The sequence below is a fragment of the Entomohabitans teleogrylli genome (assembly GCF_001484765.1).
Classification (GTDB): Bacteria; Pseudomonadota; Gammaproteobacteria; order Enterobacterales; family Enterobacteriaceae; genus Entomohabitans; species Entomohabitans teleogrylli.
This window is the reverse complement of the sequence record NZ_LLXO01000015.1, coordinates 40,778-54,329: the sequence shown is the minus strand read 5'-3', so window position 1 is coordinate 54,329 and position 13,552 is coordinate 40,778. Positions and strand designations below refer to the sequence as shown.

Sequence of the window (13,552 nt, the reverse complement as noted above, 5' to 3'; positions counted from 1 at the left end):
CCAGATTTCCCCTGGCACTGCTGCTGTATGGATTAACAGGAGTGTAATCAAACTACGCTGATTTTGCACCTGTCCCGTTATTAGCGGGTCTTAATTACCAGACGATTACTCTGTTTGACTTCTTCCATTACCACATAGGTACGCGTGTCGTTGACGCCCGGCAGGCGCAACAGGGTCTCGCCCAGCAATTTACGATACGCTGACATGTCCGGCACGCGGGTTTTCAACAGGTAGTCGAAATCCCCGGAAACCAGATGACACTCTTGAATTTCTTCAAGTTTTTGCACAGCGGCGTTAAATTGCTCAAACACATCCGGCGCGCCACGATTCAGAGTTATCTCAACAAACACCAGCAGCGACGCGTCCAGGTAATGGGGGTTCAGTAACGCAGTGTAACCCTGAATAAAGCCCTGGCGCTCCAGGCGACGCACACGTTCCAGGCACGGCGTCGGGGAAAGCCCTACACGTTTAGAAAGCTCAACGTTAGAAATTCGCCCATCCTTCTGCAATTCGTTAAGAATGTTACGATCGATACGGTCAAGATCTTTGCCAGGGCGCTTCTTGCTATCTACCATTATTATTGTCTCTCTGTATTCCTTCCTTCGCCTGCCATAACCCTGAAAACCTCACTGTTTCAGGGAGTACATGAGAAGACCGTTGCCGGAATGGCTGTCGTTGACATCACGAATGGCGTCTGTCCACGCCATGCGTAGATTTCAATGACCCGGTAAAATTGCATGGAGCCTGCATGAGGATGTCACCCCATAACCCGCCCGATGCGTTTTTCTCCCTCTGATGTTTTCGCAAAACAGCAGGTGATTGTCAAAGCAAAACATCAAAATTTAGTAGAAAGTGCCAGATGTTAATAACGACTGGCGATTATTCCTCATATTATCACCGCGCCCGTCGTGTATTTTCAGCCAGATATTTATGCACCAATAGCGACTACAATCGTGTTTTCATCGGCCTTTCCTATTGCACATATTGTTAACAAAATTGCTGCACTCTTTTTTTAATGTCGCAAATTACCTACAATCCGCCCCATTGGCTCAACGAACAATGAGGATCTCATGGGCACGGTGAAACACAGTAAACTTCTTATCCTCGGCTCCGGCCCGGCGGGCTACACCGCTGCGGTGTACGCGGCGCGCGCAAACCTCAACCCGGTCCTGATTACCGGCATGGAAAAAGGCGGCCAGTTGACCACCACGACCGAAGTCGAAAACTGGCCCGGCGACCCCAACGATCTGACCGGCCCGCTGTTGATGGAGCGTATGCATGAGCATGCCAGCAAATTTGACACGGAAATTATCTTCGACCATATCACCAAAGTGGATTTACAGAACCGTCCGTTCCGCCTCAGCGGTGATAACGGCGACTACACCTGTGACGCGCTGATTATCGCCACCGGCGCTTCCGCTCGTTATCTGGGCCTGCCCTCGGAAGAGGCGTTCAAAGGCCGCGGCGTTTCCGCCTGTGCTACCTGTGATGGTTTCTTTTATCGTAACCAACAAGTCGCTGTGATCGGCGGCGGCAATACTGCCGTTGAAGAAGCGCTTTACCTGTCTAACATCGCGGCACAAGTGCATCTGATTCACCGCCGCGACAGTTTCCGGGCGGAAAAAATCCTTATCAACCGCCTGATGGATAAAGTCAAAAACGGCAATATCGTGCTGCATACCAACCGCACTCTGGAAGAGGTTACCGGCGACCAGATGGGCGTTAGCGGCCTGCGCCTGCGCGACACCCAAAACGCCGACAACATAGAGTCGCTGGACGTCGCGGGTCTGTTTGTCGCGATTGGCCACAGCCCGAATACGGCGATTTTTGCCGGCCAACTGGAACTGGAAAACGGTTATATCAAAGTGCAGTCCGGCACTCAGGGTAACGCCACCCAGACCAGCATTCCGGGCGTGTTCGCGGCCGGCGACGTTATGGACCATATCTACCGCCAGGCGATTACCTCCGCCGGAACCGGCTGTATGGCGGCGCTGGATGCAGAACGCTATCTGGATGGTTTAGCGGAAAAAAGTCTGTAATCTGTAACACTCTCAGGGCGACTGAACAGTCGCCTTTCTTTTCATCCCAATGTAACATTGCCAGTCAAGACGGCGCCCCCTGTCGCGCCACGACGAAAACACCTGCAACTGGCACCCAATGAATAAAACCCGTCAACAAGAGCTCAGCCGTTGGCTAAAGCAGCAAAGCGTTATTTCCCGCCGTTGGCTGAACCTGTCACGCCTGCTGGGGCTGATAAGCGGTTTGCTGATCATTGCCCAGGCCTGGCTACTCGCGCGCCTGCTGCATCATATGATTATGGAGAACATCCCCGTTGAGGCGCTCCTGCTGCCCTTTGTTCTGCTGTTGCTGACCATCGTACTGCGGACCTGGATAGTCTGGCTGCGCGAAAAAGTGGGATTTCACGCTGGTTTGCATATCCGCCAGGAGATTCGCCGCCAGGTGCTCGACAGGCTGCATCAGGCCGGGCCGGCGTGGATCCAGAATAAACCCGCCGGCAGTTGGGCGACGCTGGTTCTTGAGCAGATCGAGGACATGCATGATTTCTATGCCCGCTATCTGCCCCAGATGTCGCTGGCGGTAACCATCCCTGTGCTCATCGTCCTGACTATCCTGCCCGTCAACTGGGCCGCGGCGCTCATCCTGTTGGGAACCGCGCCGCTGATTCCGCTGTTTATGGCGCTGGTGGGTATGGGCGCCGCCGATGCCAACCGCCGTAACTTCCTGGCGCTGTCGCGGCTTAGCGGTCACTTTCTCGATCGTCTGCGCGGTATGGAGACATTGCGTTTATTTTTCCGCGGCAAACAGGAGACCGCCGATATTGAGCGCGCCTCGCAGGATTTCCGTCAGCGGACCATGGAAGTGTTGCGGCTCGCGTTTCTCTCGTCCGCGGTTCTGGAGTTTTTTGCTTCGCTGTCGATAGCGCTGGTCGCCGTCTATTTCGGCTTTTCGTACCTCGGGGAACTGAATTTCGGCCACTATGGCACCGGCGTTACACTGTTCGCCGGTTTTCTGACGCTCATTCTGGCGCCGGAATATTTTCAGCCACTGCGCGATCTTGGCACGTTTTACCATGCCAAAGCCCAGGCCATTGGCGCCGCAGATAGTCTGAAAACCTTTATGGAATCTCCATTGCAATCCCCTGTCCGCGGCCAGCAAAAGCTCACCACGCAAGGTCCTCTGGAGATTGTCGCCCACAATCTGGTTATTCTGACCAGCGAAGGTAAGCCGCTCAGCGCGCCGCTTAACTTTACGCTACCGGCGGGTAGCCGCGTGGCGCTGGTCGGGCAAAGCGGCGCCGGAAAAAGTTCGCTACTCAATCTGTTGTCCGGCTTTCTGCCCTACCTGGGGTCGCTGACCATTAACGGCAGCGAGCTCCGGGAGCTTGAACCGCAGCACTGGCGCGAACAGTTAAGCTGGGTGGGGCAAAACCCCCAACTCCCGGCCACCACCCTACACCAGAACATCACCCTCGGCGCCCCCGACGCCAGCGAAGCGCAGATTGCCGCCGCCATCGACAAAGCCGGCGTCAGCGAATTTCTCAGTCAGCTTCCGGAAAAGCTGGATACCGTAGTCGGCGAACAGGCGACCCGGATTTCCGTCGGCCAGGCCCAGCGCGTTGCGCTGGCGCGCGCCCTGCTTTCCCCCTGTCGTCTGCTGTTGCTGGACGAGCCGGGCGCCAGTCTGGACGCGCGCAGCGAAGAGCTGGTGATGAACGCGCTGAATGATGCCTCGCGCCAGCAAACTACGCTGATGGTCACTCATCAACTGGACTATATTCGCGACTGGGACAGCATCTGGGTGATGCGCGACGGGCAAATTATCCAGCAGGGAAATTATGCCGCCCTTGCCGGGCAAGAAGGTCCGTTCGCCGAACTACTCACCTGGCGCGAGGAGGAAATCTGATGAAAGCCCTGCTCCCCTATCTGGCGCTGTATCGCCGCCATAAGTGGCTGTTAACGCTCGGCGTCATTCTGGCCATTGTCACGCTGCTGGCCAGCATCGGCCTGCTCACCCTGTCCGGCTGGTTTTTATCTGCATCGGCGCTGGCCGGCGTGGCAGGTATCTACACATTTAACTACATGCTGCCGGCAGCCGGGGTGCGCGGCGCGGCGATCATTCGTACCGCCGGGCGCTATTTCGAACGACTGGTAAGTCACGATGCCACCTTCCGGGTATTACAGCATTTGCGGGTCACGACGTTCAGTAAGTTGCTCCCCCTCTCTCCCGCCGGCCTGGCGCGTTTTCGCCAGGGCGAACTGCTTAACCGCATGGTGGCGGATGTCGACACCCTCGATCACCTTTATTTGCGGGTACTTTCGCCGATCATCGGCGCGCTGGCGGTGATTGTGGTCGTTATTGCCTGCCTGAGCTGGCTTGATATTACGCTGGCCCTGACGCTCGGCGGTATTTTGTTGTTGACCTTGTTACTCCTGCCACCGCTGTTTTATCGTTCCGGTAAACCTCATGGCGAGGCCATCACCGAACAGCGCGGCCAGTATCGCCAGCGGCTGACCACCTGGCTGCAGGGGCAGGCGGAGTTGACGCTGTTCGGCGCCAGCGATCGCTATCGCCGCGAGCTGGATCACTGCGAATACCAATGGCTGGACGCCCAGCGCCGTCAGGCCGGGCTCACCGCGCTCTCGCAGGCGCTGATGATTTTTATCAGCGGAATTACCGTTATTGTAATGCTCTGGCTCGCCTCGCACTCGGTGGGTGGCAACGATTCGCCGGGCGCGCTTATCGCACTGTTTGTTTTTTGTGCGTTGGCCAGTTTTGAAGCTCTGGCCCCGGTCACCGCCGCTTTCCAGCATCTGGGACAGGTCATCGCTTCAGCGCGGCGGGTTACCCAGGTGACCAGCCAGCAGCCAGAAGTGAATTTTCCACAAGCCGCTGTCCCCCTGCCCCGCCAGTTGGCGCTGACGCTGCGCGATGTCACATTTTACTACCCCGGGCAGCCGCTGCCGGCCCTGAAAACAGTCTCGTTGCAGATTGAGGCCGGTGAACGGGTAGCGATTCTGGGAAAAACCGGCTGTGGTAAATCCACCCTGTTGCAACTACTGACCCGGGCCTGGGACTGCCAAAGTGGCGAAATCAGATTTAATGACGCCAGTATCGCCAGTTATGATGAAGCGACGCTGCGCGCCAGCACCAGCGTTGTTCCACAGCGCACCCACCTGTTCAGCGCCACCCTGCGCGATAATTTGTTGCTGGCCAGCCCCCAGGCTTCTGACGATCGTCTCACAGCAGTGTTACAGGATGTGGGACTGGAAAAATTACTGGAAGACAGCGGCCTGAATTGCTGGCTCGGGGAAGGCGGGCGCCAGCTCTCCGGCGGCGAGTTGCGCCGTCTCGCTATCGCCAGAGCCTGTCTGCACAATGCGCCGCTGGTACTGCTGGATGAGCCTACCGAAGGGTTGGATGCTGAAACGGAACGCCAGATACTCGATCTGCTGCTGCGGGTGACCGCCGGGAAAACCGTATTGATTGTAACGCATCGTTTGCAGGCGCTGTCACAGTTTGACCGCATTGTGGTGATGGACAGCGGGCAAATTATTGAGCAAGGTAACCACGGTGAATTGTTGGCGCAACAGGGACGCTATTATCATTTCCGTCAGCGTCGATAAACTATGATGGTATATACCTGAATAGTTCAGGCTGCGGGTATAAAACACCTTGTGCGCTGGCGATTCAGGGGGGCTTGTTGTCAACGTGCAAACGCACTGATTTCTGGCTGATTCATGGGCTGTGGGTGGAGATTTCTGTTGATATGAGACTGGTACAGCTCTCTCGTTACTCGATGGTCTTTCCGTCACCGGAAGGCGCGCTGCGGGAGCCAAACGGCCTGCTGGCGCTGGGGGGCGATCTCAGTCCCGGCAGGCTGCTGGCCGCCTATCAGCGCGGGATTTTTCCCTGGTTTTCTCCCGGAGATCCGATCCTTTGGTGGTCGCCGGACCCGCGGGCGGTGCTGTTTCCCGAACAGTTTCATATCAGTCGCAGCTTTCAGCGTTTTATCCGTCGCTCCCCTTTTAGGGTAACCCTCAACTACGCCTTTGAGCGTGTGATAACCCTTTGTGGGCAGCAGCGCGATGAAGGTACCTGGATAACCCCGGAAGTCAACACCGCCTACTGTCTGCTCCATGAGCTGGGACATGCCCATTCAATCGAAGTATGGCAGGAAGACGAGCTGGTCGGCGGCATGTACGGCGTCGCCCAGGGGGCGCTGTTTTGCGGCGAGTCGATGTTCAGCCGCCGTGAGAATGCCTCTAAAATCGCGCTGCTGAGCTTTTGTCGCCATTTTCTGCACTATGGCGGCCAGTTGATCGATTGCCAGGTGTTAAACCCGCATACCGCCTCTCTGGGCGCCTTAGAGATTCCCCGCCGCGACTATTTACAGCATCTGTCCAGTCTGCGCCTGCAGAGCCTGGAAAAAACCTGCTGGCTGCCGCGTCTGCTCGGGCCGCTGACGTAATGTTTTAAACACAATCTCAATAAGGGTGTTATAATTGGCGCGCACAATGATTTCCGCCGTTACTCCCGCCGCTTTTTCAGGCTTCGTAACTAATAACGCCCATGTTTACCACCTGCTCTCTGTTATGCATGTGCTGCCAGTGCGGTTTACCGTGTGCCGGATAATACGGGTGATTTCACACCCATAATTCTTTACATAATACGCGAACTTCGGCATTATCTTGCCGGTTCAAACTATGGTAGTGATACCCCAGAGGATTAGATGGCCAAAGAAGACAATATTGAAATGCAGGGTACCGTTCTGGAAACGTTGCCTAATACCATGTTCCGCGTTGAACTGGAAAACGGTCACGTGGTAACCGCTCATATCTCCGGTAAAATGCGTAAAAACTACATCCGCATTCTGACGGGCGACAAGGTAACGGTTGAACTGACTCCGTACGACCTGAGCAAAGGCCGCATTGTCTTCCGTAGTCGCTGACAGATTTCGTTTCGCTGCAATCAAGCTCGTCAGCGAAGATACCGACAAAAAAGCCCGCATTAGCGGGCTTTCAGGTAACAAATAAAGATTAAACTCTGGTCTGCGGAAAACGATTTGCCAGGCAAATACGTTATTACCAATGTTTACCCTTGTTGAAAGCCCGCTAATGCGGGCTTTGCTCTTTTAGTGCGCCGCTTCCGGCTTGTGCTTCTGAGCGCTCTGGAACTGATAGGTCAGCGCGTCTTGCTTTTTATCGAGTTCCACAATCACCTGACCACCGTCCACCAGCGAACCAAACAACAGTTCGTTAGCCAGCGGTTTTTTCAGGTTATCCTGAATCACACGCGCCATCGGGCGGGCCCCCATCGCCCGGTCATAGCCCTTCAGCGCCAGCCAGTCGCGAGCTTCCTGACTGACTTCCATCGACACGCCTTTCTGATCCAGTTGCACCTGCAACTCCACAATGAATTTATCCACCACCTGATGAATAACCTCTGTGGACAAATGGTTGAACCAGATAATGTTGTCCAGACGGTTGCGGAACTCCGGAGTAAAGATTTTTTTGATCTCCTCCATCGCGTCAGTGCTGTTGTCCTGTTGAATCAGACCGATAGATTTACGCTCCGTCTCCCGTACCCCGGCGTTAGTGGTCATCACCAGGATTACATTGCGGAAATCGGCTTTGCGACCATTGTTATCGGTCAGGGTACCGTTATCCATCACCTGCAGCAGCAGGTTAAAGACATCCGGATGCGCCTTCTCGATTTCATCCAGCAACAGTACAGCGTGCGGATGCTTGATCACCGCATCGGTTAACAGCCCGCCCTGATCGAAGCCCACATAACCCGGAGGCGCGCCAATCAGGCGGCTGACGGTATGACGTTCCATATATTCGGACATATCAAAACGCAGCAGCTCAATACCCAGCGCCTTCGCCAGTTGTACAGTGACCTCGGTTTTACCAACCCCAGTCGGCCCGGCAAACAGGAAAGAACCCACGGGTTTGGTTTCGTGTCCCAGCCCGGCGCGGCTCATCTTGATAGCCTCCGTCAGCGCTTCAATCGCTGTATCCTGACCAAAGACCAGCATTTTCAGACGATCGCCAAGATTTTTCAGCGTATCGCGATCGCTGGCTGAAACGCTTTTCTCCGGAATGCGCGCAATACGCGCCACCACGGATTCGATATCCGCCACATTGACGGTTTTCTTGCGCTTGCTGACCGGCATCAGACGGCTGCGGGCCCCCGCTTCATCAATGACGTCAATCGCCTTATCCGGCAAATGACGATCGTTGATGTATTTCACCGACAGATCCACCGCTGCACGAATCGCCTTCGCGGTATAGCGGACATCATGGTGCGCTTCATACTTCGGTTTCAGACCGTTAAGGATCTGCACGGTTTCATCCGCCGTCGGTTCAGTAATATCGATTTTCTGGAAGCGACGCGCCAGCGCCCGATCCTTCTCAAAAATATTGCTGAACTCCTGATATGTGGTAGAACCAATCACCCGAATTTTGCCGCTGGAAAGCAGCGGTTTGATCAGATTCGCCGCATCCACCTGGCCGCCGGAAGCCGCGCCGGCGCCGATAATGGTGTGAATTTCGTCGATAAACAGAATGCTGTTGGTATCCTGCTCCAGTTGCTTCAGCAGCGCTTTAAAGCGCTTTTCAAAATCACCGCGGTATTTGGTGCCCGCCAGCAGCGAGCCAATATCCAGCGAATAGATGGTACAGTCGGCAATCACCTCCGGCACATCGCCGCGCACAATGCGCCAGGCAAGGCCTTCAGCGATCGCCGTTTTACCGACTCCGGACTCCCCGACCAGCAGCGGATTGTTTTTCCGCCGACGGCACAGGACCTGAATTGTGCGCTCCAGTTCTTTATCGCGGCCGATCAGCGGATCGATACCGCCGACCCGGGCAAGCTGGTTAAGATTGGTGGTGAAGTTTTCCATACGCTCCTCCCCGCCTGCCTGCTGTTCTTCGCTACCCGGATTTTCCGCCCCTGGGGACTGACCAGGTTCGTCTTTACGGGTCCCGTGGGAAATAAAATTCACCACATCAAGACGGCTGACTTCATGCTTACGCAGCAGGTAGGCCGCCTGGGATTCCTGTTCGCTGAAAATAGCGACCAGAACGTTGGCGCCGGTCACCTCGCTACGGCCGGAGGACTGGACATGGAACACCGCGCGCTGCAATACGCGTTGAAAGCTGAGCGTCGGCTGAGTATCGCGCTCCGCTTCCCCCTCCGGCAGCACCGGCGTGGTTTGTTCAATGAAGGCTTCGAGTTCCTGACGCAGCGCCACCAGGTCGACGGTACACGCTTCCAGCGCCTCCCGGGCCGATGGGTTACTGAGCAGAGCCAGTAACAAGTGCTCGACAGTCATAAACTCATGTCGGTGCTCGCGCGCTCTGGCGAAAGCCATGTTTAAACTGAGTTCCAGTTCTTGATTGAGCATAGGCACCTCCCCCAATTTACATGCCTGTCTTCAGGCTTTTTCCAGCGTACACAACAACGGATGCTCGTTTTCCCGGGCGTATTTGTTCACCATCGACACTTTCGTTTCCGCCACCTCGGCGGTAAAGACGCCGCAAATCGCTTTGCCCTGATAGTGAACGGTGAGCATCAGTTGCGTTGCACGCTCAACATCATAAGAAAAGAACTTTTGAAGTACGTCAATAACAAATTCCATTGGCGTGTAGTCATCGTTCATTAATATTACTTTATACATAGACGGCGGTTGCAGCGCATCTCGCACCTTTTCTACCGCCAGTTGGTCAAAATCCAGCCAGTCGTTCGGTTTACTCATTGCCCGTCATCATCATACTGTTCACATTTAATTGGCAATCGTATCGCCCGGATAAAGTCGAGTATATGTACTCTCAATCTACCTCAGCTACACGATAACTATCCTCTATCATTGGTATTCGCGAAGTCTGTCACATTAATGTCAATAAGCGTTAACTGCTTCAAATTTTTGACGCATTTTCCCCATTCCCCCCCTGCCCGGTGCTTGACGCTCTGCCTGAATTCTCTAAATTGTACTGGCATGAGTTGGCGAGGTTTTGAACAACCCGCCCATCTCATCAACCGGTTCATTCCATCTTACTTGAACAAGATTTATGAAGGATGTCGAAGTATGGAGACGGGTACAGTTAAATGGTTCAATAACGCCAAAGGGTTTGGATTCATTTGCCCTGAAGGCGGCGGCGAAGACATCTTCGCACATTACTCCACCATCCAAATGGATGGCTACAGAACGCTCAAAGCCGGACAAACTGTCAGGTTTGATGTACACCAGGGGCCCAAAGGCAACCACGCCAGCGTGATCGTACCTATAGAAGCAGAAGCGGTCGCGTAACTCTCGATTTATTGTGTACATCCCACAAGTAAAATGCCAGCCCGGTGCTGGCATTTTTATTTTATTCCCGGGAAAGGGCATCCACCGGGCTCAGCCGGGCGGCGTTGCGCGCCGGCAACCAGCCGAATATCACTCCGGTGAGGGTTGAGCACATAAAGGCGGTCAACAGCGCCAGCGGCGAGAGGCCAATCTGCCAGCCGGGCAGAAACAGTTGCAGGATAAATGCAATCATCATCGACAGCCCCATTCCCAGCGCGCCGCCCACCAGGCAAACCATCACCGCCTCAATCAAAAACTGCTGGAGCACATCGCCCGCCCGGGCGCCTACCGCCATTCGAATGCCAATTTCGCGCGTACGTTCGGTCACCGAGACCAGCATAATGTTCATAACGCCAATGCCGCCGACCACCAGAGAGATCACCGCCACCAGCGTCAGGAACAGTTGTAATGTACGTGTGGTGTTTTCCGCGGTTTTCAACAGGCCGTCCATATTGTAGGTAAAAAAATCTTTCTTACCGTGGCGTAACTCAAGCAGACGATTGAGTTGCTGCTCCGCCGTATGGCTGTCGTAACCGTCTTTTACCCGCACGGTTATCGAGTTCAGCCAGTTTTGCCCGGCGACCCGGCTGGTCATGGTGGTATACGGCAGCCAGACGCGGAGAATTTTGCTGCTGCCAAACATCGATTGCTTCTCTTCCGCCACCCCGATCACCGTAGCCGGTATGCTGCCCACCAGAATAACCTCGCCCACCACTTTCAGCTTGTTGGGAAACAGCTGCTTTTTGGTATTGCTATCCAGCACCACAACCTGAGACTGCCCCTGAAGCTGGCGATCGTTAAAGGTCCCCCCTTCGCTGAAAGTCATACCGTAGACATTGAAATACTGGCTGCTGACGCCGTTGGCGCTGGCAGCGGCATCAATATTGCCGTAGCGTACCCGCACGTTTTTCGACACCGATGGCGTTGCGGAACTGACCCACGGCTGCTGAGCGATCGCCTGCATATCGTCATATTTCAGCGCTTGCTGAAAACCGGGATCGTCGTCGCCAAAATCTTTCCCTGGATAGATATCAATCGTGTTAGTGCCGATCGCCCGAATATCCTCCAGCACCAGCTGTTTGGCGGCATCGCCCACTACAACGATTGAAACCACCGAGGCAATGCCAATGATAATCCCCAGCATCGTCAGCAGGGTACGCATTTTATTGGCCGCCATCGCCAGTCCGGCCATTGCGAAAGCCTCACGAAAGCGGCTCAGCGCCTGGCGCCAGGAGGACGCTGGCGGAGCATGCCGCTCAATATTCACGACCGATAGGACACCCTCGCCCGGGGCCGACTGGCGGATAATTTCACCATCGCGAATCTCTATCACGCGCTGCGCCTGAGCGGCGATCTGCGGATCGTGAGTCACGATGACCACGGTATGGCCGCGTGCGCAAAGCTGGCGCAGGGTTTCCATCACCTCTTCACCGGAATGGCTGTCCAGCGCCCCGGTGGGCTCATCGGCCAGAATCACCTGGCCACCGTTCATCAGCGCTCTGGCGATACTGACGCGCTGCTGCTGGCCGCCCGATAGCTGACCGGGGCGGTAGTCGACACGGTTTTCCAGCCCCAGCCGCGTCAACAGTTCCAGGGCCCGCCGGCGTCGCGCCTGCTGCGGTAGCCCGGCATAAATCGCCGGTACTTCGACGTTTTGTTCCGCCGTCAAATGCGCCAGCAGGTGGTAGCGCTGGAAGATAAAACCAAAATGCTCGCGCCGCAGGCTGGCCAGTGCGTCAGCGTCCAGCTTACCCACATCGACGCCGGCAATCCGGTAACTGCCGCTGGTGGGCTTATCGAGGCAGCCGAGGATATTCATCAGCGTCGATTTGCCTGATCCCGACGCCCCCATGATCGCCACCATTTCCCCGGCATTGATGGTCAGGGAGATCCCTTTTAATACCTCCACGTCGCCATCTCCGGAAGGATAGCTGCGTCGCACATCCGTTAATTCAAGTAGAGGCGTCATGGCGTCTTCCCGGTAATGGCCGGCCCGGTCACGATCTCATCACCTTCGGCCAGGCCATTGACCACCTCTACCTGAGTGTCATTACGCACGCCAATGGTAATCTCCCGCTCCCGGGTTTCTCCATTACGCAGCAGAGTAACCTGATAGCGATTCTCCCCCACCGGTTCCCCCAACGCTGACAGCGGGATCACCAGCACATCTTTTACGCCGCCAAGCTGAATATGCACCTGCGCCGTCATCTCAAGACGCAAAATGCCTTTCGGGTTAGGAACCTCAAAGCGCGCATGATAAAAAATCGCATCGTTGACTTTTTCCGGGGTCGGCAGGATATCTTTCAGAACCCCTTCATAGCGGGTCAGCGGATCCCCGAGTACCGTAAACCAGGCAGACTGGCCGGGCCTGAGATGTATCACATCCGCTTCCGATACCTGGGCTTTGACCAGCATGGTACTGAGGTCGGCCAGCGTCAGGATGTTCGGCGCCTGCTGCGCGGCAATCACGGTCTGCCCCTGCAGGGTAGTAATTTGCGTGACCTCACCCGCCATTGGCGCCACAATGCGGGTATATTCCAGGTTGGTTTTCGCGGTATCCAGCGTCGCCTGATTACGTTTAATCTGCGCTTCAATAGTCCCGGTTTGCGCCTGTTTAACCGCAAATTCGGTGGCGGCGGTGTCCAGATCCTGTTGCGAAATCGCCTGGGTTTTCGCCAGCGCCCGCTGCCTGCCAAGCGTGGCCTGCGCCAGCCGCGCTTCGGCCTGCGCCTGGCGCAGTTGCGCTCTGAGCTCCATCAGCGTGGCCTCCACTTCTTTAATCTGGTTTTCCGCCTGCTCGGGGTCGATAATCCCCAGGAGTTGGTCTTTCTCTACTTTATCGCCAATATTCACAGACAGCGTTTTCAACTGACCGCTCACCTGGGCTCCGACGTCGACTTTACGCAGCGCATCCAGTTTCCCGGTCGCCAGGACGCTTTGTTCCAGGTTGCCTTTACGGACAATCATGGTCTGGTATTGCGGCGGCGGCGCATTTAATTTTTGCCAGCCCCAGACGATCGCCAGAATTATAATCACCGCCAGTAGCAGATAACGCTTTTTAAATTTTCCCTTAAACATTCCACAGTCCTGAAGTCAGGCGACTAAAAAGTATTTAATTAAACAATATAACAACCAAAATGCATTTCTCATTAAAATAAATTAATGGATAACCACACCAAC

At 55.3% G+C, this 13,552-nt stretch carries 11 protein-coding genes; 6 read left to right on the top strand and 5 right to left on the bottom strand.

Annotated features, from left to right (window positions below):
* Nucleotides 1–80: 80 nt before the first annotated feature.
* Nucleotides 81–575, bottom strand: a complete 495-nt coding sequence (gene lrp / locus AQ981_RS17745) for a leucine-responsive transcriptional regulator Lrp (protein WP_000228469.1) — start codon at nt 573–575, stop codon at nt 81–83.
* A gap of 495 nt (nt 576–1,070) precedes the next feature.
* Here lrp and trxB point away from each other — a divergent pair, with 495 nt between their 5' ends.
* The 5 genes from trxB to infA all read left to right on the top strand — a co-directional run bounded on the left by trxB (nt 1,071) and on the right by infA (nt 6,970).
* Nucleotides 1,071–2,039 carry a thioredoxin-disulfide reductase gene (gene trxB, locus AQ981_RS17740; RefSeq protein WP_058913079.1) on the top strand — a complete coding sequence of 323 codons (969 nt, stop codon included), beginning with the start codon at nt 1,071–1,073 and terminating at the stop codon, nt 2,037–2,039.
* A gap of 118 nt (nt 2,040–2,157) precedes the next feature.
* A complete protein-coding gene (gene cydD, locus AQ981_RS17735) occupies nt 2,158–3,924 on the top strand; it encodes a heme ABC transporter permease/ATP-binding protein CydD (protein WP_058913078.1) in 1,767 nt (588 codons plus the stop codon).
* A complete protein-coding gene (gene cydC / locus AQ981_RS17730; RefSeq protein ID WP_058913077.1) occupies nt 3,924–5,645 on the top strand; it encodes a heme ABC transporter ATP-binding protein/permease CydC in 1,722 nt (573 codons plus the stop codon). The genes cydD and cydC overlap by 1 nt, the downstream gene beginning before the upstream one ends.
* 143 nt (nt 5,646–5,788) lie before the next feature.
* Entirely contained in the window at nt 5,789–6,490 is a 702-nt protein-coding gene (gene aat / locus AQ981_RS17725) for a leucyl/phenylalanyl-tRNA--protein transferase (RefSeq protein WP_058913176.1), read from the top strand.
* A gap of 261 nt (nt 6,491–6,751) precedes the next feature.
* Nucleotides 6,752–6,970 (top strand): translation initiation factor IF-1, encoded by a 219-nt coding sequence (infA, locus tag AQ981_RS17720; protein ID WP_001040187.1) that lies wholly within the window; start codon nt 6,752–6,754, stop codon nt 6,968–6,970.
* Between the two features lie 183 nt (nt 6,971–7,153).
* Here infA and clpA read toward each other — a convergent pair whose 3' ends face one another.
* Entirely contained in the window at nt 7,154–9,430 is a 2,277-nt protein-coding gene (gene clpA / locus AQ981_RS17715; protein WP_058913076.1) for an ATP-dependent Clp protease ATP-binding subunit ClpA, read from the bottom strand.
* Nucleotides 9,431–9,460: 30 nt separating this feature from the next.
* The gene (clpS, locus tag AQ981_RS17710) at nt 9,461–9,781 is read right to left on the bottom strand and encodes an ATP-dependent Clp protease adapter ClpS (protein WP_058913075.1); all 321 of its coding nucleotides are present in this window, start codon (nt 9,779–9,781) and stop codon (nt 9,461–9,463) included.
* Nucleotides 9,782–10,111: 330 nt separating this feature from the next.
* Here clpS and cspD point away from each other — a divergent pair, with 330 nt between their 5' ends.
* On the top strand, nt 10,112–10,333 hold the full coding sequence (cspD, locus tag AQ981_RS17705) for a cold shock-like protein CspD (RefSeq protein WP_058913074.1): 222 nt from the start codon (nt 10,112–10,114) through the stop codon (nt 10,331–10,333).
* Nucleotides 10,334–10,394: 61 nt separating this feature from the next.
* On the opposite strand, the gene macB is transcribed toward cspD, so the two are convergent.
* Together macB and macA are read right to left on the bottom strand one after the other, a co-directional pair.
* Nucleotides 10,395–12,341, bottom strand: coding sequence for a macrolide ABC transporter ATP-binding protein/permease MacB (gene macB / locus AQ981_RS17700; protein WP_058913073.1), 1,947 nt, complete (start codon nt 12,339–12,341; stop codon nt 10,395–10,397).
* A complete protein-coding gene (gene macA, locus AQ981_RS17695) occupies nt 12,338–13,450 on the bottom strand; it encodes a macrolide transporter subunit MacA (protein ID WP_058913072.1) in 1,113 nt (370 codons plus the stop codon). Before macA ends, macB begins: the two co-directional genes overlap by 4 nt.
* Nucleotides 13,451–13,552: the final 102 nt, after the last annotated feature.